Here is an 18,706-nt window from a genome sequence, read left to right as displayed (position 1 = left end):
CCTACTGGCTGAGCTGTCATTCCCGCTTTCGCGGGAATGACGGTTTAGGGGGTGGTACGGTCAACATGGGGTGGCCGCTTTTGCGGAGCGGTTTATTCAAGTTCCAGGATGTACTTCCAATCCTTCGCGTCTACCGGCATCACCGACAGGCGATTGCCTTTGCGTAGCAGGGCCATCTCGGCCAGCTTGGCATGGTTCTTCAGCTCATCCAGGGTGATGGTGCGCTTGAGTTTGCGCGTGAACTTCACGTCTACCAGCATCCAGCGCGGGTTGTCGCGCGAGCTGCCGGGATCGAAGTACTTGCTCTTGGGATCGAACTGGCTGGGATCGGGATACGCATCGCTGGCCACTTCGGCCAGTCCGGCAATGCCGGGCTCCGCGCAATTGGAGTGATAGAAGAACACGCCGTCGCCCACGCGCATGCCGTCGCGCATGAAGTTGCGCGCCTGGTAGTTGCGCACGCCGTCCCAGGCTTCGCGTTTCTTGCGCTTCAGGTCGTCGATCGAAAACGTGTCGGGCTCGGATTTCATCAACCAGAAATTCATGCGTTGGCGTCTCCGCGGGTGTCGGCACGGCAATCGATCAGTTCGTGATCGGTGGCGATGAAGTCCAGCGTCACATCCCAGCTTTCCGGGGCGATCTCCGGCAGTTCCTGGAAATCGTAGGCGACGCCCACCAGCAGGGGCTCGGTGGGGCGCAATTGGTCCTTCAGGAAGGCGAAGCTGCGGTCGTAATAGCCGCCGCCGTAGCCGATGCGGTTGCCGCTGCGGTCGAAGCCGAGCAGGGGCACCAGCACCAGGTCGAGCTGGAAGGGGGCGAACCACTCGCGCGGCGCCACCGGCTCGGGGATGCCGAAGCGGTTGGGCTGGACGTCGTCGCCGGCCGCCCAGGGGGCGAAGCGGAGCAGGTTGTCCTGGCCGATCAGCGGCAGCAGGAACTGCTGGCCGCGGCTGGCCAGGGGCGGGATGGCCAGATTCAGCGGCAGCTCGCCGTCGCAGGCCCAGTAGCCGGCCACGCGCTTGTCCGTATGGTATTCGGGGAGGTGTTCCAGGCTGCGCCGCAGGCCCTGGGCGGCGGCCATCCGCTGGGGCGGGCCCAGCGCGCGGCGCCGTTCAGCCAGGCGCTGGCGCAGTTCACGGCGTCGTGCGGCGGTATCCACGTCGCATCTCCTCGGAATGGAACCGCCCGCGGATTCCTGAACCGGGGATCCGCTCCCCGGAAGCCATGCTGGGACGGCTTCCGGGCTGGGAATTAGGTGGCGTAAACCGCGATGCCGCTGCCCACCAAACGACCTTGATCCAAATGGGATCAGGTGGGAGGGAGATTAAGACCTCGAGGCTTTCCGCACGCGGCGGACATGCACAACAGTCTTAAGTAACCGTCCCGGGGCCGTATATAGGAACAAGGCAAATGTAAGAGTGTGCTGGCGCACACCGCAGAAAACGCCGACCGCTATTTTAGTTGCGTGTCGAGTGCGGCTTCAAGCTTGCGACGCAAAACAGCCAGTCCTTCAGCGATGCCGGGTTCAGAGAGCGTGGCGTCAGCGGCGGCCGCAGGCCGTTTCTGCAGCTGCAGATATTCGTGCGTGATGCTGATCGCGGCGAGCACCGCCAGGCGATCGAAGCCCGGCGTCTTGGCATGTGCGCGCAGCTCGCGCATCTTGCGGTCGAGAAAACTCGCCGCTTCCAGCAGGCCGTCGCGTTCGTCCGGCGGGCAGGCAATCAGGAATTCGCGATCGATCAGTCGCAGTGCAACCGGTTCGTTGGTCGTGGTGCTGATGACGTCAGCCATTGTTCTCGAGTGCCTTCAGTCGCTGGATCATCGCTTCGACCCGGCTGCGTGCCTGTTCGTTGCGTGCCAGCAGGCCCGCGCGCTCCGAAGCCAGTTGTTCCTGGCTGTGTCGCAGGCTGCGATTTTCTTCGGTCAACCGATGCACGTGATCGAGCAGCCGATCAAGCTGCTGGCTCAGGGCGGCCAGTTCGTACTGGGCGGTATCGGGTGGAGTCATGGCCGGCACTATATCAGGACGCCGGGCGAAATCTGCGACCCGGGATGACTGGCTGCCGCAGTCGATTAAACTGCCGGTTTGTTCTTCCAGGAGTACCGCGATGGCTGCCCAAGATCTGATCGGTCACGACGAGCTGGACGAGGTGATCACGCACTTGCGCCTGGCTGTCAGCCCCAGCGAATTGCACGGTTCGCTATGCGGCTTTCTGGCCGGGAACGGCCGCCCGGGGCGGCGCCCGCTGCTGGAGATCCTGCAGCTGGATGCCGGGGGCGTTACGGTCACCCCGCCGGACCAGCAAGTGCTCGATCAGCTGGTGCGCCAGAGCCAAGCGGAACTGGCCGATTCCGAGCTGGGCTTCGAGCCATTGTTACCCGCCGATGACCGTCCCTTGTCCCAGCGGGCCGATGCCCTGATCGAGTGGTGCCGCGGCTTCCTGGGCGGCTTCGGCCTGGGCGGCCCGGATATGCATGCGCGGTTGTCGGAGGAGGGCCAGGAGGTATTGCGCGATCTCGGCGCCATCGCCTCCTCCTCGCTGGATTTCGGCGATGAAGACGAAGACGAGGATGCGCTGATCGAAGTGCATGAATTCGTGCGCATGGCGGCGATGCTGCTGTTTACCGAGTGCCACATTCCCAACCAGCCCTCCAGCGATACCCTGCATTGAATATTGCTTCTGACGAATTTGCGCGCCGGCGCCGCCAGCTGATGAAAATGGCCGGCGAGGATGCGGTGGTGCTGATCGCCGCCGCGCCCGAGCGCATGCGCAATGCCGATGCCGCGTGGCCGTACCGCCAGGACTCGGATTTCCATTACCTCAGCGGTTTTCCGGAACCCGACGCGGTGCTGGCGCTGCTGCCGGGACGCCAGCATGGCGAGGCGGTGCTGTTCTGCCGCGAGCGCGATCCGGAACACGAGCGCTGGCATGGCGAGTCGATCGGCACGGAACGTGCGGTGGCCGCGTATGGCATGGACGATGCGTTTCCCATCGACGATATCGACGACATCCTGCCCGGCATGATCGAAGGCCGCGGCCGCGTGTACTGCCATTTCGGCAGCGAGCCGCAGTTCGACGCGCAATTGCTGGGCTGGATGCGCCGTCTGCGCCAATTGCGCGGCGGTGGCGTGGTGCCCAAGGAATTCGTGGCGCTGGGCCATCTGCTGCACGATCTGCGCCTGTACAAATCGCGCGCCGAACTGAAGCTGATGCGCGCCTCCGCGGCGATTGCCGCCGAGGCGCATCTGGCCGCGATGAGCGTGGCACGCGCCGGGCGCCATGAATACGAAGTGGAAGCCGAACTGTTGCGCGTGATGCGCAGCCATGGCGCGGTCGCCGCGTTTCCGCCGATCGTGGCGGGCGGTGTGAATGCCTGCACCATGCATTACGTGGCCAATCGCGCGCCGTTGAAGCAGGGCGATCTGCTCTTGATCGATGCCGGCGCCGAACTCGATTGCTACGCCTCCGATATCAGTCGCAGCTTTCCGATCAGCGGCCGCTTCAGCCGCGAACAGCGCGCGCTGTATGAAGTGGTATTCGCGGCGCAGCAGGCGGCCATCGATGAAGTGCAGCCTGGGCGTTCCTACAACGTTGCGCACGAGGTGGCAGTACACGTGATCACCGAAGGCCTGTGCGCGCTTGGGCTGCTCAAGGGCGATCCTGCCGAACTGGTCGCGCAGGGCGGCTACAAGCGGTTCTATCCGGTCAAGACCAGTCACTGGCTGGGGCTGGACGTGCACGATGTAGGCGATTACCGCGTGGATGGCGAATCGCGCATGCTGGAGCCGGGCATGGTGCTGACGGTGGAGCCGGGCATTTATATCGCACCGGATGACTTGTCGGTGCCGGAAGCGTGGCGCGGGATCGGCATCCGCATCGAGGACGATGTGGCGGTGACGCGCGATGGCCATGAAGTGCTTACGGCCGGCGTGCCGAAAGAGCCGGAAGCGCTGGAAATGCTGCTGGCGCGACGCTGATGATGGAACGGCAAATTCGACGCATGCGCGCCGGTGGCACTTGTCTATACAACAAGCGCAGATTGTGAAGAGTTCGTCGCGACTGCAGGCCCGTGAATGTGATTAAGCGCAAAAGCTCGCTACCAGTCCCCTCGATGTCGCACGCTTGCAACGTCGACGCATAAGCATCGCGCCACGTCCCCGCGCCCCCAGGAAGAGTGCTCATGACCACTTCGATGAATCGTCGCCGGTTCCTGCAATTGCTCGGCAGCACCGCGCTTGCCTCGGCGTTGCCCGCCAGCATCGCGCGCGCCATGGAAATTCCGGCCAACCGGCGCACCGGTACGATCGAGGATATCGAGCACATCGTGATCCTGATGCAGGAGAACCGCTCCTTCGATCACTACTTCGGTTCGCTCAAGGGTGTGCGCGGTTTCGGCGATCCGCGGCCGGTGAACCTCACCAGTGGCCAGTCGGTGTGGTATCAGCCGGATGGCTCGAGCTATGTGTTGCCGTTCCATCCCACGGCGCCGGATCTCGGCTTGCAGTTCCTGGAAGATCTCGCGCATGACTGGACCAGCACGCACGATGCCTGGAACCAGGGTCATTACGATCGCTGGGTGCCGAGCAAAGGCACCACCACCATGGCCTATCTCACGCGCGAAGACGTGCCGTTCCACTACGCGCTGGCCGATGCCTTCACCATTTGCGATGCCTACCATTGCTCGGTGCTGGGGCCGACCGACCCGAACCGCTACTACATGTGGACCGGCTGGGTCGGCAACGACGGCGCCGGCGGCGGTCCGGTGATCGACAATGCCGAGGCCGGCTATTCCTGGTCTACTTTTCCAGAAGCGCTGCAGAAAGCGGGCGTGAGCTGGAAGCTTTACCAGGATGCCGGCACCGGCCTGGATGCCGCCGGTTCCTGGGGCTGGACCGACGATGCCTACATCGGCAACTACGGCGACAATTCGCTGCTGTACTTTTTCCAGTACCGCAATGCGCAGCCCGGCAGCCCGCTGTACCAGGGCGCGCGCACCGGCACCAACATCTCGGTCAGCGGCACGCTGTTCGACCAGCTGCGCGCCGATGTGGCCGGCAACAGCCTGCCGCAGGTGTCGTGGATCGTGGCGCCGGAAGCGTATACGGAACATCCCAATTGGCCGGCCAACTACGGCGCCTGGTATGTATCGCAGGTGCTGGATGCGCTGACCAGCAATCCCGCCGTGTTCAGCAAGACGGCGCTGTTCATTACCTTCGACGAAAACGATGGTTTCTTCGATCACATGGTGCCGCCATGCGTGCCGCCGTCGAGCACGCAGGGGCAGTCCACCGTTTCCATCGCCAACGAAATCTTCCCGGGCAGCAGCAGCTACGACGCCGGCCCGTACGGCATGGGTCCGCGCGTGCCGATGATCGTGGTATCGCCGTGGAGCAAGGGCGGCTGGGTGTGTTCCGAAGTGTTCGATCACACCTCGCTGATCCGCTTTATCGAGCGCCGTTTCGAGCGCCAGTATCCGGACCTGCAGGAATCGAACATCACCGCCTGGCGCCGCGCCGTAGCCGGCGATCTGACCTCGGCCTTCGACTTTGCCCGCCCGGACGGCAGCCAGCCCGCGCTGCCCAGCACCAGCGCCTACCAGCCGCCGAACGACCAGCGCTATCCGGACTACGTGCCGACCGTGCCCACCGCGCAGAGCCTGCCGGAGCAGGAGCCGGGCATGAAGCCGGCGCGCGCCCTGCCGTATGAATTGCACGCGCATGCGTCAACCGCGCAGCAGGGCATGTTCGGCATCGCCTTCGAAAATACCGGCCGTGTCGGTGCGTGTTTCCACGTGCGTTCGGCCGCTGCATCGAGCACACCGTGGTACTACACGGTCGAGGCCGGCAAGTCGCTTTCTGCAAGCTGGCCGGTAACGGCCGCGTACGACTACAGCATTTACGGACCGAACGGTTTCATGCGCCACTTCAAGGGCGATGTATCCGCATGCAAGACGCACTTGCGCGTGGCGCTGCGCTACGACGCCCGCGCCGGCAGCGCGGTACTGGAGCTCGCCAACGAAGGGCACGACTTCTGCAACGTCACGGTCGAGAACGTGTACAACGGCGAGTCGCTCACCTACGCACTGCGTCCGGGCGAGCGCCAGCAGAAAGCCTGGTATCTGGCCGACAGCTACGGCTGGTACGACCTGGTCGTGCGCGGCGATGCGGAGCAGGGCCTCGTGCAGCGCTATGCCGGGCATGTGGAAACCGGCATGCCCAGCGTCACCGATCCGGCCATGGCCCAGCCGCGCTGGCGGAATCTGCAGAACGTCTGAGCGTGGCGACTGCCGGCTGGCCCGCAAAGGGCGCCCATCAGGGCGCCCTTTGCGTATGCACCGCTGCGCCGGGGAAGAAGGCCATGACCTTGCGGGCCATTGATTGGCGGCACGCCAAGGCCAATGATGGGGCGACCTATTTCGGGGGATCAGCATGCAACGCAGGGAATTTTTGCAAGGTACGGCTGGCCTGCTCGCCGCCGCTGCGCTGGGTGGCCATGCTGCGCGCGCGCTGGCCGGCGCGGTTGAACGGCATGACATGGATTTGCAGGCCTTCCGTGCCAGCCGGCGTTTTGTGGCGACGCCCTATGGCCGGATCGCCTATGTCGAACGAGGCACGGGCGACGCCGCGCTGTTTCTGCACGGGTTTCCTTTGAATGGGTTCCAGTGGCGTGGCGCGCTGGATCGACTGTCGCCGTATCGGCGCTGCATTGCGCCGGATTTCCTGGCGCTTGGCTATAGCGAGGTGGCACCGGGACAAAGCGTTGCCCCGGATGCACAGGTCGCCATGTTGATCGCCCTGCTGGATACGCTCGGCGTAACGCATGCCGACGTGGTGGCCAGCGACAGCGGCGGTGCCGTCGCGCAACTGCTGGTGACGCACCACCCGCAACGCGTGCGCAGCTTGCTGCTGACCAATTGCGATACCGAGCCGGAAAGTCCGCCGGCGGCGATGGCTCCGGTGATTGCCATGTCGCATGCCGGCACCTATGTCGATCGCTGGCTGGTGCCGTGGCTGGCCGACAAACAGTTGGCGCGTTCGGCGCAGGGCATCGGCGGCATGTGCTTTGCAGATCCGGGCGATCCCACCGATGAAGCGATCGAATGCTATTTCGCGCCGCTGGTGAGTTCGCCGCAGCGCAAGGGGCTGGTGCACGCCTATGCCATTGCGCTGGAACACAATCCGCTGGCCGGCATCGGTCCTGCCTTGCAGCGCTGCAAGGTGCCGGTGCGAATCGTCTGGGGGCGGGACGATACGATCTTTTCGTTGGCCGGCGCGCGCTACCTGGATAGTCACTTCGGCCACTCGCGCGGTGTCCGCTATCTAGATCACGCCAAACTGTTCTATCCGGAGGAGCGGCCCGAGGTGATTGCCGAGGAGGCGCGCAAGCTATGGAACGTTTAGCGCTTGCCGATCCAGGGCTGCTGGCATCGCAGGCGCGGCGGTTGCACCGCGTGCTTGATACGCAGCGACGGAAAGGCCTTCGGCAATAGATCCATCGCGCATTACCGCCACTTCGTTGACCAGGGCGGAGAGTTTGCCCAGCCGATGCGTAATCAGCAGCAGGCTGCGTCCTTGTGCGAGGGCGGCGAGGCTCTCGTAGAGCGTGCTGGCGGTGACGGCATCGAGACCTTCGGTGGGTTCGTCCAGTATCAGGATCGGCGCATCCAGCAGCAACGCGCGGGCGATCGCGATGCGGCGCGCTTCGCCTCCGGAAACGCGGATGCCGTTTTCGCCGATCCAGGTATCCAGTCCATGCGGCAGGCTGGCGACGTAGTCGTGCAGGCATGCTTGCGCAATCGCGGTGTGCAGCATCTCGTCGCTGGCGTCGGGGCAGCCCAATCGCAGATTTTCGCGCAGGCTGGCATCGAACAGATAAGGCTGCTGTTCGACCACGGCGATGCGTGCGCGTACGTCATCGCCTTGCCACTGCTCGAGCGGGATGCCGCCGAGCGTGATCGATCCCTGGTAGGGATAGAAGCGCAGCAGCGCTGCCAGCAGGCTGCTCTTGCCGGCGCCGGATGGTCCGACCAGCGCCAGTCGCGCACCTTGCGGAAGGTCCAGTTCCAAGCCATCGAGCGCCCAGCTTGGCGCATCGTCGTAGCGCAGGCGCAATTGCCGGATCGCCAGATCCGTCGAGCTTGCTGGTGGCGGCGCAGATATGGGTTCCTCGATGGCCGGCGGCGTATCTGCCAGCGCGAAGACACGCTGTGCGCAGAGCAGGCTTGCGCCCAGCTGTGCCCATGCATCGGGCAAGGGCGCAATGCTTTCGAAGGCTGCGGGCAGCAGCAGTGCCAGCATGACCAGGTCGGGAGCGGCGAGCGTTGCTGCATGCAACGCGGGCAGACCGAGCAGCAGTGCGCCGATCAATGCGCATTGCGCGGTCAGCATCACGCCGGCACTGCCGATGGCCTGCAGCGTATCCAGCTTGCGCCGTGCTGCTTGCTGCTTGGTGGTGATGGCGGCGATCCGTTCGGCGTGCATGGCCTCGGCGCCGAATAGCACCAGCTCGGCGCGTCCACGCAGGCCATCGTCTGCCAGTTCGCGCAGCATGTCGGTGCAGGCGACGCTTTCGCTGCCGGGTGCCTGCCCGCTTCGCCAGGTCCATGCCGGCAACCACCATGCGCTCGCCATGAACAACACCAGCAGGCCTGCGCCCAGCCAGGGCAGATAGACCAGTACCACGGTCAGCGTGCCCAGCATGACGGCGAGCGCGCTGAGCAGCGGAATGGCCACACCGAGATAGATGTGCTCCAGCGCATCGATATCCGCGCGCAGCCGGGAAAACAGCGCCGTGCTGTGCAGCGCCGCCAGGCGTGCAGGCGCGAGCGGGGCGAGTTTTCCGAATAGCCAGCCGCGCAGCCGTGCGAGCAGGCGCAAGGTGGCATCGTGGGTAATGAGCCGGTCGAGATAGCGACCCAGGGTACGCACGATGGCGAGCAGGCGGATCAGCGCAGCCGGCGTGTAGTAGTTGATGGCCGCGCCACTCGCGCCGGCCAGCGCCATGGCCGTGATGAAGTGGCCGGATACGGCGATCAGCGCGATGCCTGCCAGCGTGCCGAGCACGGCGACCAGCACGCCAGCCAGCATGGCGCGGCGTTCGCTGCGCAGCAGGGCGAACAGGCGGTGCAGCAGACCTGATGAGTGATTTAGGTTCATGCGGCGCGGTCCGCGGCGAGCAGCCGTGCAAACGCACCGTGCGCATGGCGCAGGGTTTCTGCGCGACCCGTTTCCACGACGCGACCTGCCGCCATCACGGCAACTTGCTCGTGCGCACCGATCGCATCGAGCCGGTGGGCAATGCGGATCACCGTGCGGCCTTGCGCGAGCTGCGCCAGCGCCGTGTCGATCTGCAGGGCGGTAGCGGCGTCCAGATGCTGGGTGGGTTCGTCCAGCAACAGCAGCGGGGTGTCGCGCAGCCATGCGCGCGCCAGCGACAGCCGCTGGCGTTCGCCGCCGGACAGACCCCGGCCGTGTTCGCCAAGGGGCGTGTCCAGACCGCGCGGCAGGCGTGCGACGACGGGCGCCAGCGCGGCGGCGTGCAGGGCGCGTTCCAGTTGCCACGCTGACGCAGCGGGTGCGGCCAGCAGCAGGTTGTCGCGCAGCGTGCCGTGAAAAACATGCGCACGCTGTGGCACCCAGGCGATATGCCGGCGCCATCCATCCAGATCGAGCCCGGTCAGATCTTCGCCATTGATCAGGATGCGGCCGTCGCGTGGCGTGGCCATGCTCATCAGCAGCGAGAGCAAGGTGCTCTTGCCGCTGCCGGTGGTGCCCACCACGGTAAGCCGCTCGCCTGCGGCGATGGCGAGACTCACGTCGCGCACTACATCGCCGGCGCCATAGCCGAAGCTGACGTGTTCAAAGGCGATGCCGATCTGTGTCGATGCGATGCTCTGCGATGTCGCGGGCAACGCGCCGGCTGCGGGCGCGGCGGTGGTTTGCAGCAATGCCGTCAGGTCCTCGGCCGCGGCAGCGGCTTCCATCTTGCGATGCCGTTGCGTGCCCAGCGCGCGCAGCGGCAGGAAGAACTCCGGCGCCAGCAGCAATACGAACAGGCCGGATTCGAAATCGAGCTTGCCCCACAGCAGGCGGAAGCCCACCAGCACAGCCACCACCGCAATGCTTACCGTGGCGAAGAATTCCAGCACCACCGCCGACAGAAAGGCGATGCGCAATACCGCCATGGTTTCGCGGCGATAGGCCTCGCCGGTGGCGGCCAGAAAGGTTTCCTCGCGGGCGACGGCGCGGAACAGCCGCAGCGTGGTGAGCCCGGCCAGGGCATCCATGAAATGCGCGCCCATCCGGCGCAGCCGTTTCCAGCGGCGTTGGCTGGCCTGTTCGGCGGCGCGCCCGGCCAGCAGCATGAACACGGGGATCAGCGGTGCGGTAGCCACCAGCACCAGTGCCGACCACGCATCGGCCGGCAATGCGCAGGCCAGGATGATGGCGGGCACGATGGCGGCGAACGCCAGTTGCGGCAGATAGCCGGCGTAATACGGTACCAATGCATCGATGCCATCGACCAGGCGCGTCACGATGTCGCCGCGCGACTGCTGCGCGGCCCATAGCGGACCGAGTGCGCGCAGGCGCTGTTCCAATGCCAGCCGCACCGACATGCTTACCTTTGCGCCGGCATCGAAGCAGGCGCGCCGTTGCGCCACGCCCAGCGCGCCACGTGCGAGGGCCATCGGCAGCAGTGCTGCGAGCAGCGGCCATAGCGAAGCGAGCGCGCGGTGGTGAAAAATCGCCTGCGCGAGCAGATGGGCGACCAACCATGCACCTGCGCACATCAGGGCTGCTTGCGCGCTACCGGCCAGCAATCCGCCGATCAGTACACCACGCACCGGGCGTGCCTGTTGGCGCAGCCAGCTCGTTGAAGCTAGCGGCATCGGTCATTCCACCAGGCAGGGCCGGCGCACTGCCGGCCCTGCGAACGCCAATGATCACGCATGACTGACGGGTTCTTTCGCCGCCTGCGCGCGGCGTTCATCCTGTGCGTCCAGCATCACGCCGCCGGCGGCCGCCACCAGCACGATCATCGCCGTACCGACCAGCCAGGCGAAATACCAGGCACCGGTATCGCCCAGGATCACCGCCATTACGATCACCAGCGCCGCGATAAACATGAACAACAGAAACAGCAGAAAGGTTTTCATGGCGGCTCCTCAGTAAGCGTGCTCGTCGTTGGCGATGCGTTCCGCGCTGACCTTGCCGCGCATCACGTAGAAGGCCCAGCTGGTGTACCAGATGATCAGCGGCACGAATACCAGCGCAAAGCCGAGCATCCAGGCCAGGGTGAGCTGGCTGGAGCTGGAGTTCCAGATGGTGAGGCTCTGGTCCGGCGTGCTGCTGGACGGCAGCAGGAACGGAAACAGCGACGCACCTGCGGTGGCGATCACACCCAGCCAGGCCAGCGCGCCCAGCCACCAGGCCAGGTGCGAACGGCGTGCGTTCGCCGCCAGCAGGCACAGCAGCATGCCGGCGAAGCCGAGCAGCGGCAGCGCCCACAGCAGCGGATGCGCGTTGAAGTTGGCCAGCCATGCACCGTCCGCATGCGTCACGCTCTGCTGCAGCGGTGTTTGCGCCACACCGGCGCCGGGCGCGCGTGCGATGCGGTAGCCGGGCATGCCGTGCACCCAGACGCCACCGATGGCGAACAGCACCATGGCCACGATCGCTGCCGTGCGCGCCAGGCCGCGCGCACGTTCGTAGATCACATCCTCGGCGCCGTTCATCACCGTCACCGAGCCCATCAAGACCGACAGCGACAAGGACAGCACACCGCACAGGATCGCGAACGGATTCAGCAACGCCAAAAAGGAGCCGGTGTAGTGCGAGGTGACATTCCATTCGAAATAGAACGGCACGCCCTGGAACAGATTGCCGAACGCCGCACCGAACACCACCATCGGCACCAGGCCGCTGATGAACAAGGCCCAGTCCCAGGTGTTGCGCCAGCTTTGCGATGGCAGCTTGCTGCGGTATTCGAAACCCAGCGGGCGCATGATCATGCTCCACAGCAAGAGCAGCATCACCACGTAGAAGCCGGAGAACGCGGTGGCGTAGATCAGCGGAAACGCGGCGAACACCGCGCCGCCGCCAAGCACGAACCAGACCTGGTTGCCGTCCCAGTGCGGCCCGATGATGTTGAGCGCCACGCGGCGTTCCACATCGCTGCGGCCGACGTAGCGCAGGATCGTGCCCACGCCCATGTCCATGCCGACCATCACCGCCAGGGCGATCAGCAGCACGCCCAGCAGCAGCCACCAGATGCATTGCAGCGTTGCATACGTATCCATCGATCAACCCTCCGCGTAGCCGGCCAGGCGTTCCGCCTGCGATGTGTGGGAAGCGGGTGCGCCGTGTATGTCGTCGGGCCCGCGGCGGATCGTGCGCACCATCAGGTACATCTCCACGATGATGAAAGCGGTGTACAGCGTGACGAAGCCGATCAGCGAGAACACCATGTAGCCCACGCTATGCGTGGATGCGGACATCCAGGTGGGCAGCACGCCGAACACCGTCCACGGCTGGCGCCCGAGCTCGGCCACCAGCCAGCCCATTTCGCAGGCCAGGAACGGCACCGGGATCATCCACAACGCAACCAGCAGGAACCAGCGCTTGCGCTCGACGATATTGCGCATGGTGTAGATCACCGCGAGCACGAAGTACGCCAGCATCGCCAGGCCGAAGGCGACCATCAGGCGGAACGACCAGAACACCGGCGCCACCTGCGGAATCGCATCGTGCGCGGCGGCATCGATCTGCGCATCGGTCACCAGGGATATATCGGGTGCGTAGCGCTGCACCAGGAAGCCGTAGCCGAGATTTTTCTCATGGGCGTGGAAGATCGCCTGCGCACCGGCATCGTCCGGATCGGTCGACAAGGTTTTCAAGGCCGCCACGGCCGGTATGCCGTCGCGGATGCGCAGATTCGCTTCGGCTTCCAGCTGGTTGATGCCCGGCACACTGCCGGTGAACGAGTGCGTGACCAGCAGCGACAGTGCATACGGCACCTGGATCGCGCCGTAGTTGGTCTGATAAGTCTGCGAAGGGAAGGCGATCAGGTTGAACGGCATCGGTGCCGGTTCGGTCTTCCACAGTCCTTCCATCGCGGCCAGCTTGGTCGGCTGGGCCTGCGCACCGACGAAGCCCAGCGCGTCGCCCAGGGTGATTACGCCGGCGGTGGCGAGTACGCCGAACAACACTGCCATGCGAAACGAGCGCCGAGCCAGCTCTACGTGCCGGTTCTTCAGCAGATACCAGGCGCTGACACCGGCCACGAACACGGCTGCGGTGACATAGCCGGCAATGCTGGTGTGCACGAACTTGGCCTGCGCATCGTGGCTGAAGATCAGCTCGGACAGGCTGGTCAGTTCCATGCGCATGGTGGCCGGATTGAAATGCGCACCTTCCGGCATCTGCATGAAGCTGTTGGCGATCAGAATCCACAGTGCCGACAGATTCGAGCCCAGTGCCACCAGGTAAGTTACCGCCAGATGCTGGCCGGGACGCAGGCGGTCCCAGCCAAACACCATCAGGCCTACGAAGGTGGATTCAAGGAAAAACGCCATCAGTCCTTCGATCGCCAGCGGTGCGCCGAAGATGTCGCCCACAAAGCTGGAATAGAACGACCAGTTGGTGCCGAACTCGAATTCCATGGTGAGGCCGGTGGCCACGCCCAGGGCGAAATTGATCAGAAATAATTTGGACCAGAACTGCACGATGTGCTTGTAGATGTCCCGGCCGGTAATCACATAGACCGTTTCCATCGCCGCCAGCATGAAGGACATGCCCAGCGTGAGCGGGACGAACAGGAAGTGGTACAGCGCGGTCAGGGCGAATTGCAGGCGCGATAATTCGACGACGGTCATGTCGTGCATAGGGAAGGCTCCTTGGCGGAGAAGACGAAAGCGTGCGCGGCGCGGCCGGCGATGGGCCGCGGCCAGCGAAAATAAGCTAAATGCGTAATACCTGGACGTCTGGCCCAGGGCCGAGCGAACAACGGAAGCGACTTCCGCTTGATCAGCATGGCTTGCCCCCTACGGGATACGCCCATCCTACTCGCGTAGGCGATCAAGAAACATGTTGGCGTCCATCTGTCCACGGGGCTGGCGGGGGTCAACTGCGTGTACAAATTGTTGACGAGGATCGGACTGTTTGACGTTTCTGCGTCGAATGACCGCACGGCGATGCTGCCCCCGCGCAGGCAAAAAAAAGCGCCGGGGCCGGTGCGGCCCGCGGCGCGGTGGTATTGCCGGTGTGCCATGCCTGATCGGTCAGGCATGGCAAGGCAGCGCTTATTTCAGCAGGGCGAAGGCATCGCGGGTGAGATTTTCCGGTTCGCCGTGTGTGCATACCACATCGTCCTCGATGCGGATGCCGCCGTACGGGCGGAAGGTGTCGACCTTGGCCCAGTCGATGTCTTTGGCTTCCGGCCTGGTGCGCAGTTCTTCCAGCAGCATGTCGATGAAGTACAGGCCCGGTTCGATGGTGACCACCATGCCTGGTTCCAGTGCACGCGTCATGCGCAGATAAGGGTGGCCCTCGGGGCGCGCAATGCTGCCGCCGGTTTCGCTCGCCTGGAAGCCGGCGACGTCGTGCACCTGCAGCCCGATCGGATGGCCCAGGCCATGCGGGAAGAAAGTGGCGGTAACGCCGGACTGTACCGCGCTCTGCGCACTCATGCGCAGCACGCCGTGTTCGCGCAGTACTTCGGCCAGCATGTGATGCGCGTGGATGTGCAGCTCCGGATAGCTCTGGCCGGCCATCACCTTGGCTACAAAACCAAGCTGCGCCTGTTCGACGCTGTCGATCAGTGCCTGGAACTCCGAGTGACCCTGGGCGGCATAGGTGCGAGTGATGTCGCTGGCGTAGCCGGCCGCGCTGGCGCCTGCGTCGATCAGGAACGAGCGGCTCTGTGCCGGTGCTACGCGGTCGAAGTGCGTGTAGTGCAGCACTGCACCGTGTTCGTTGAGGCCGACGATATTGGCATAGGGCAGTTCGGCATCGATCTGGCGCGCCGCAGCGAGATAGGCCATGTGGATGCCGAACTCGCTTTCGCCGGCACGGAAGGCTTGCTCTGCGGCGCGGTGCGCACGCGCGCCGATCACGCTGGCCTGGCGCATCAGCGCCAGTTCGTACGGCGTCTTGTAGCTGCGATGCCAATGCAGGTAATCGACCAACGGCTGCGGATTGTTTACGTCCAGGCCGTCGATCGGCGGGCAATCCGGTGCGATCACGGCGGTGTTGTCCTTCGGCAGCGCAGCCACCGCTTCCGCCGCCGTGCGCACGATGCTGATTTCGAACTGATCCACCCAGTAGCCGCTGGGCACCGCCGGTACCACATGCCAGTAGTCGCGCGGCTGCACGAAAATCAGCTTGGGCTTATGCCCCGGCGTATAGACCACCCAGCTGCCGGGCGTGTCGGTCAGCGGCAGCCAGTGACGGAAATGCGGGCTGGCGACGAAGGGGTAATCCTGGTCGTCGAGGAATTTGCGCAGCGGCGTGCTGGCGGCGATCAGCAGATGGTCGAAACCACCCAGCGCCAGCGCCTTGTCGGCACGCACGCGCAGGGTGGCAATGTGTTGGGCATACAGCGGGGCAAGATCCTGGCTCATGCGATGTTCCGGCGTTGGCTTCAGCCCGGAAGTTTAGCGCGATGTTTGATGGGGCTTTGTCGAGGACAGGTTGCGCCGACGGTGTGGCGTTGCCATATCGCAGCGCTTGTGTGCCCTTGCGCTCTCAAGGCCGTCATTCCCGCGAAAGCGGGAATCCACTTTGACCTGGGGCTTCAGGCCAAGATCGATTCCTTGCTCATCAAGACCGAGCACATCCATGCGCGCTCCCCGCGAACCCTATTTCGCGGGAATGACGGCGCAGTGAGATTTGCCTTCAAGTTTCAGCCGGCGAAAAAATCATCAAGCCTGCTGCAACCAATGCTCCAGCTGCGAAGCATCGCCGCTGCCGATGGCGATGATGCGGTAGCCGGCCCAGGTCTGGCCGGGCGTGGCCGCCGGCTCGTGCCATTGCTCCTGGATGCCGATCTCGATGGTCGGCGCGGTGCCGTCGTGCTTGGGCAGCGGCAGGCTCACCTGGTACACCGCCTCGCTGCGCGGCACGCGCTGGCCAATCAGCAGCATGCCGTTGCTGGACAGATTGCCCAGATGGCCCAGCGGCTGGCCGGTGATCGCATCCATCACCGTCACGCTGTAATCCGGACGCTTGCGCGGGGCGCGGCGCTGTTCGTTCATGAGCGGGCCTCCGGCAGTGGCGACGCCGGCCGCAGCAGGCTGGTGGTGAGGGCGTGCCAGGCACGGTCGAGCATGTTTTCGTTCTGCGGCGGCAGCTCGCGCACGCGGCCGTTGGCGATGGCGCGCGCCAGCTCCTGCAGGTTCATGACATCGCTGCGCTGGCCGCGGCGATTCACGAACAGGCTATTGCCCGATACCGGCGAGAACCAGGCCAGCTTGCGCTGGATGGTTTCGCCCGTGGCCGGGTCGGTGAATTCGAACCAACTGCCGAACGGCAGCTGGCGCAGGCGATTGTGGATGCGTGCTTCGCGCAGCCCAAGCGGGGGTACCACGGCGGCATGAGTCGGGTGCGCCGCTTCCTGGCCCCGCTGTTCGCCCAGCCGCTGGCGCTGCTTGAGGCGGATGGCCAGATCGGTGGCACTGGGCGCTTCGGCGGTACGCACCGGGGCCGGGGTGGGCTTGGCGGCGGCGACGGCGGGCAGCGGCGTTTCGGCAGGCTGCGGCGCATGCGCGGCCAGGTCGATATTGATTGGCGTGACGGTGGCGAGCGACGCGGCAACCGGCGCAGGGGCCTCCGCGGACACACTGGCCGGTTCGCTAGCTTGCGGCGCTTCGACGCCGATCAGCCGCTGCGCGACCTGTTCGGCCTCTTCGCTGTTCATGCCGATTTGCTGCAGGCCGGTTTCCACTTCATGGCGCAGCAGCACGGCATCGTTGACCGGGAACTGGCCGAGCAATTGATCGGTGATGCGCAGTTGCTGGCGGAAGCCGTCGCTGTCCTCGCCATGGCGCAGCAGGTTCAGCGCCAGCACGTCGGTCCAGGCACGTTCGAGCAGGGTGCGCAGCAGGCCACGCGGCGAGGCGGCCTTCAGCCGTTCGGACATCAATTCGTCGGCGCGCCGGCGTGCCTGCTCCAGCCGCTCGCGGCCTTGCATGGCTTCGACGTGGCGACGTTCGGCGGCCTGCGCTTTGCGCGACAGCTGTGCCAGGTGATATTCGATATCGGCCAGCAGGCTGGTGTAGAGACCTGCCGTGGGCGGTTCCTGCTGCGTGCGTTCCACCAGGTGGCTGAGCTTGCCCAGCAGTTGGTGATCGGTTTCGCCATCAGGGCCGTCGAGCCAGTTGTCGATCGCTTCGGCCAGCTTGCCCAGCATCTGGCGTGCAGGATGTTCGCGCTGATTGAAGAAGTCGCGGTCGCTGACCGCCATGCGCAGCATCGGCAATTGCAGATTGCCCAGCAGCTGGCGCGCATCGCTGCCGTCGCCACCCTGGTGCAGTTGGGTGGCCAACTGCTCGAACAGCATGGCGACCAGTTCCACCGTATCGCCTTGCTCGGCGGTGAGCTGCATGCCCGGCGCGCCCGGCGGCAGCCCCGCATTGAGCTGCAGCAGCAGTTCTTCGTGCAGACGCTGCGCGCTGCGCAGTTCGCGGCTGGTGTGGTCGGTGACCTGCACCATGTGCTGCTGCAGGGCCGACAGGGCCACTTGCAGTTCTTCCTGGCTGGCAGTGCGGCCGCTGGCGCTGGGCACCGGACCGGCAGCGGCGACGCGCTGGCGCGAGAGCAGGTCGCGCAGGGTTTCCAGTACGGCGATGGGTTCGCTGCGCTCGGCATTGTTGCCAGCCGCCGGATTGGTCGCGGGCGTCGCGGTCGGCTGCATGTTCTGTTGGGCCGGCCCGTGCGTGGGCCGCGCGGCGGCAAACGGACGCAGCTGCGGCAGGATGCCGTCGCCGAGCAGCTTGGCGTTGATGCCTTCGTACAGCGACACCAGCGCACCGCCGACACTGCCTTCGAACACTTGCAGCAGGATCAGCCGGTGTTCGATCGGCAGATTCAGCGGTTCGCTGGCGGCGCGCAGGATCCGCGCCATGTTTTGCGGGCCCGGCGGCAGATCCATGCCTTCCAGCGGCGGCGTGCCGACCAGTACGGCGAGGCGATACGACAGCTCCGACAGCAGCGCGCCGTTGTGCGCTTCGGTGCGCGCGGCAAGTTTGTCGAGTGCGGCGTTGAGTTCGTGCTCGGTGCGGTCGAGCAGGGTCAGCGATTGCAGGCTCAGCGGTTGTTCTTCGCCGTCGTCGATATCGCCCATCTGCTCGAAACTGTCGCGCAGGCGCGCGGCGAAGGACTGGATCAGGCCGTCGCGTCCTTGCTGGATCAGGTTGCGGCTGTCGAAGCAGCGTTGCTGCTCCAGGTGATTGCGCGATTTTTCGGCCAGTTCGTACAGGCGCTTGTCGAAGCGATCCAGGCACAGGCGCAGCGTCGGCTCTACCCAGTGATCGCACAGCGTGCAGGCCGCATCGATCAAGCGGCGCACGCGCACGGGCCGGTCACCGTGGCTGGCACGGTAAGCACGGTCGCGGGCGGCAGACGGATGCACCTTCGGTTCCACATCCATGACCCAGATCTCAGAATTTCCCCAGGCGAAAGTGTAAGCCGGTTCCGGCTTGGCGTCAT

At 65.1% G+C, this 18,706-nt stretch carries 16 protein-coding genes and 1 other RNA gene; 4 read left to right on the top strand and 13 right to left on the bottom strand.

Annotation, left to right across the window (positions count from 1 at the left end; all coding sequences use genetic code 11):
• Window positions 1–92: 92 nt before the first annotated feature.
• From IGX34_RS01185 to IGX34_RS01165, 5 genes are all read right to left on the bottom strand, one after another.
• Window positions 93–545, bottom strand: coding sequence for an EVE domain-containing protein (locus IGX34_RS01185; protein WP_192553836.1), 453 nt, complete (start codon window positions 543–545; stop codon window positions 93–95).
• Window positions 542–1,159, bottom strand: a complete 618-nt coding sequence (locus IGX34_RS01180) for a 5-formyltetrahydrofolate cyclo-ligase (RefSeq protein WP_192553835.1) — start codon at window positions 1,157–1,159, stop codon at window positions 542–544. Before IGX34_RS01180 ends, IGX34_RS01185 begins: the two co-directional genes overlap by 4 nt.
• Window positions 1,160–1,258: 99 nt before the next feature.
• Window positions 1,259–1,445, bottom strand: a non-coding RNA gene (ssrS, locus tag IGX34_RS01175) — 6S RNA.
• A gap of 7 nt (window positions 1,446–1,452) precedes the next feature.
• Window positions 1,453–1,791: a cell division protein ZapA gene (locus IGX34_RS01170; RefSeq protein WP_192553834.1), complete on the bottom strand. Its 339-nt coding sequence runs from the start codon at window positions 1,789–1,791 to the stop codon at window positions 1,453–1,455.
• Window positions 1,784–2,008: a TIGR02449 family protein gene (locus IGX34_RS01165; RefSeq protein WP_192553833.1), complete on the bottom strand. Its 225-nt coding sequence runs from the start codon at window positions 2,006–2,008 to the stop codon at window positions 1,784–1,786. The genes IGX34_RS01170 and IGX34_RS01165 overlap by 8 nt, the downstream gene beginning before the upstream one ends.
• Before the next feature lie 100 nt (window positions 2,009–2,108).
• Here IGX34_RS01165 and IGX34_RS01160 point away from each other — a divergent pair, with 100 nt between their 5' ends.
• The 4 genes from IGX34_RS01160 (at window position 2,109) to IGX34_RS01145 (ending at window position 7,402) form a co-directional block, all read left to right on the top strand.
• Window positions 2,109–2,672: a UPF0149 family protein gene (locus IGX34_RS01160; RefSeq protein ID WP_192553832.1), complete on the top strand. Its 564-nt coding sequence runs from the start codon at window positions 2,109–2,111 to the stop codon at window positions 2,670–2,672.
• Complete coding sequence (locus IGX34_RS01155) at window positions 2,669–3,979, top strand: aminopeptidase P N-terminal domain-containing protein (RefSeq protein WP_192553831.1); 1,311 nt, start codon at window positions 2,669–2,671, stop codon at window positions 3,977–3,979. The genes IGX34_RS01160 and IGX34_RS01155 overlap by 4 nt, the downstream gene beginning before the upstream one ends.
• A 203-nt stretch (window positions 3,980–4,182) precedes the next feature.
• Complete coding sequence (locus IGX34_RS01150; protein ID WP_192553830.1) at window positions 4,183–6,276, top strand: phosphocholine-specific phospholipase C; 2,094 nt, start codon at window positions 4,183–4,185, stop codon at window positions 6,274–6,276.
• 154 nt (window positions 6,277–6,430) lie between these two features.
• Window positions 6,431–7,402 (top strand): alpha/beta fold hydrolase, encoded by a 972-nt coding sequence (locus IGX34_RS01145; protein ID WP_192553829.1) that lies wholly within the window; start codon window positions 6,431–6,433, stop codon window positions 7,400–7,402.
• Here the strand turns inward: IGX34_RS01145 and cydC are convergent.
• From cydC to IGX34_RS01105, 8 genes are all read right to left on the bottom strand, one after another.
• Window positions 7,388–9,157, bottom strand: a complete 1,770-nt coding sequence (cydC, locus tag IGX34_RS01140) for a thiol reductant ABC exporter subunit CydC (protein WP_192553828.1) — start codon at window positions 9,155–9,157, stop codon at window positions 7,388–7,390. The two genes, IGX34_RS01145 and cydC, sit on opposite strands and share 15 nt — an antisense overlap.
• Complete coding sequence (gene cydD, locus IGX34_RS01135) at window positions 9,154–10,890, bottom strand: thiol reductant ABC exporter subunit CydD (RefSeq protein WP_192553827.1); 1,737 nt, start codon at window positions 10,888–10,890, stop codon at window positions 9,154–9,156. Before cydD ends, cydC begins: the two co-directional genes overlap by 4 nt.
• 54 nt (window positions 10,891–10,944) lie before the next feature.
• Window positions 10,945–11,157: a hypothetical protein gene (locus IGX34_RS01130; protein ID WP_192553826.1), complete on the bottom strand. Its 213-nt coding sequence runs from the start codon at window positions 11,155–11,157 to the stop codon at window positions 10,945–10,947.
• A 9-nt stretch (window positions 11,158–11,166) separates the two neighbouring features.
• Window positions 11,167–12,300 carry a cytochrome d ubiquinol oxidase subunit II gene (gene cydB, locus IGX34_RS01125; RefSeq protein WP_192553825.1) on the bottom strand — a complete coding sequence of 378 codons (1,134 nt, stop codon included), beginning with the start codon at window positions 12,298–12,300 and terminating at the stop codon, window positions 11,167–11,169.
• Between the two features lie 3 nt (window positions 12,301–12,303).
• Entirely contained in the window at window positions 12,304–13,884 is a 1,581-nt protein-coding gene (locus tag IGX34_RS01120) for a cytochrome ubiquinol oxidase subunit I (RefSeq protein WP_192553824.1), read from the bottom strand.
• 417 nt (window positions 13,885–14,301) lie between these two features.
• Entirely contained in the window at window positions 14,302–15,621 is a 1,320-nt protein-coding gene (pepQ, locus tag IGX34_RS01115; RefSeq protein ID WP_192553823.1) for a Xaa-Pro dipeptidase, read from the bottom strand.
• A gap of 300 nt (window positions 15,622–15,921) precedes the next feature.
• Window positions 15,922–16,254 (bottom strand): PilZ domain-containing protein, encoded by a 333-nt coding sequence (locus IGX34_RS01110; RefSeq protein WP_192553822.1) that lies wholly within the window; start codon window positions 16,252–16,254, stop codon window positions 15,922–15,924.
• Window positions 16,251–18,647 carry a DUF1631 family protein gene (locus IGX34_RS01105; protein ID WP_192553821.1) on the bottom strand — a complete coding sequence of 799 codons (2,397 nt, stop codon included), beginning with the start codon at window positions 18,645–18,647 and terminating at the stop codon, window positions 16,251–16,253. The genes IGX34_RS01110 and IGX34_RS01105 overlap by 4 nt, the downstream gene beginning before the upstream one ends.
• Between the last annotated feature and the right edge of the window lie 59 nt (window positions 18,648–18,706).

Origin of the sequence: Dyella acidiphila (assembly GCF_014863405.1) — a bacterium.
In the GTDB taxonomy this organism is placed as follows: Bacteria; Pseudomonadota; Gammaproteobacteria; order Xanthomonadales; family Rhodanobacteraceae; genus Dyella_B; species Dyella_B acidiphila.
The sequence above is the reverse complement of the archived record's forward strand: the minus strand, read 5'-3'. Positions and strand labels throughout refer to the sequence as shown.

What these genes read in the sequence shown, in the direction of transcription:
- IGX34_RS01165 (WP_192553833.1), bottom strand. Translation starts at nt 2,008, where the DNA reads ATGACTCCACCCGATACCGCCCAGTACGAACTGGCCGCCCTGAGCCAG.
- IGX34_RS01160 (WP_192553832.1), top strand. Translation starts at nt 2,109, where the DNA reads ATGGCTGCCCAAGATCTGATCGGTCACGACGAGCTGGACGAGGTGATC.
- cydB (WP_192553825.1), bottom strand. Translation starts at nt 12,300, where the DNA reads ATGGATACGTATGCAACGCTGCAATGCATCTGGTGGCTGCTGCTGGGC.
- IGX34_RS01110 (WP_192553822.1), bottom strand. Translation starts at nt 16,254, where the DNA reads ATGAACGAACAGCGCCGCGCCCCGCGCAAGCGTCCGGATTACAGCGTG.
- IGX34_RS01185 (WP_192553836.1), bottom strand. Translation starts at nt 545, where the DNA reads ATGAATTTCTGGTTGATGAAATCCGAGCCCGACACGTTTTCGATCGAC.
- IGX34_RS01130 (WP_192553826.1), bottom strand. Translation starts at nt 11,157, where the DNA reads ATGAAAACCTTTCTGCTGTTTCTGTTGTTCATGTTTATCGCGGCGCTG.
- cydD (WP_192553827.1), bottom strand. Translation starts at nt 10,890, where the DNA reads ATGCCGCTAGCTTCAACGAGCTGGCTGCGCCAACAGGCACGCCCGGTG.
- pepQ (WP_192553823.1), bottom strand. Translation starts at nt 15,621, where the DNA reads ATGAGCCAGGATCTTGCCCCGCTGTATGCCCAACACATTGCCACCCTG.
- IGX34_RS01145 (WP_192553829.1), top strand. Translation starts at nt 6,431, where the DNA reads ATGCAACGCAGGGAATTTTTGCAAGGTACGGCTGGCCTGCTCGCCGCC.
- IGX34_RS01150 (WP_192553830.1), top strand. Translation starts at nt 4,183, where the DNA reads ATGACCACTTCGATGAATCGTCGCCGGTTCCTGCAATTGCTCGGCAGC.
- IGX34_RS01170 (WP_192553834.1), bottom strand. Translation starts at nt 1,791, where the DNA reads ATGGCTGACGTCATCAGCACCACGACCAACGAACCGGTTGCACTGCGA.
- IGX34_RS01120 (WP_192553824.1), bottom strand. Translation starts at nt 13,884, where the DNA reads ATGCACGACATGACCGTCGTCGAATTATCGCGCCTGCAATTCGCCCTG.
- IGX34_RS01105 (WP_192553821.1), bottom strand. Translation starts at nt 18,647, where the DNA reads ATGGATGTGGAACCGAAGGTGCATCCGTCTGCCGCCCGCGACCGTGCT.
- cydC (WP_192553828.1), bottom strand. Translation starts at nt 9,157, where the DNA reads ATGAACCTAAATCACTCATCAGGTCTGCTGCACCGCCTGTTCGCCCTG.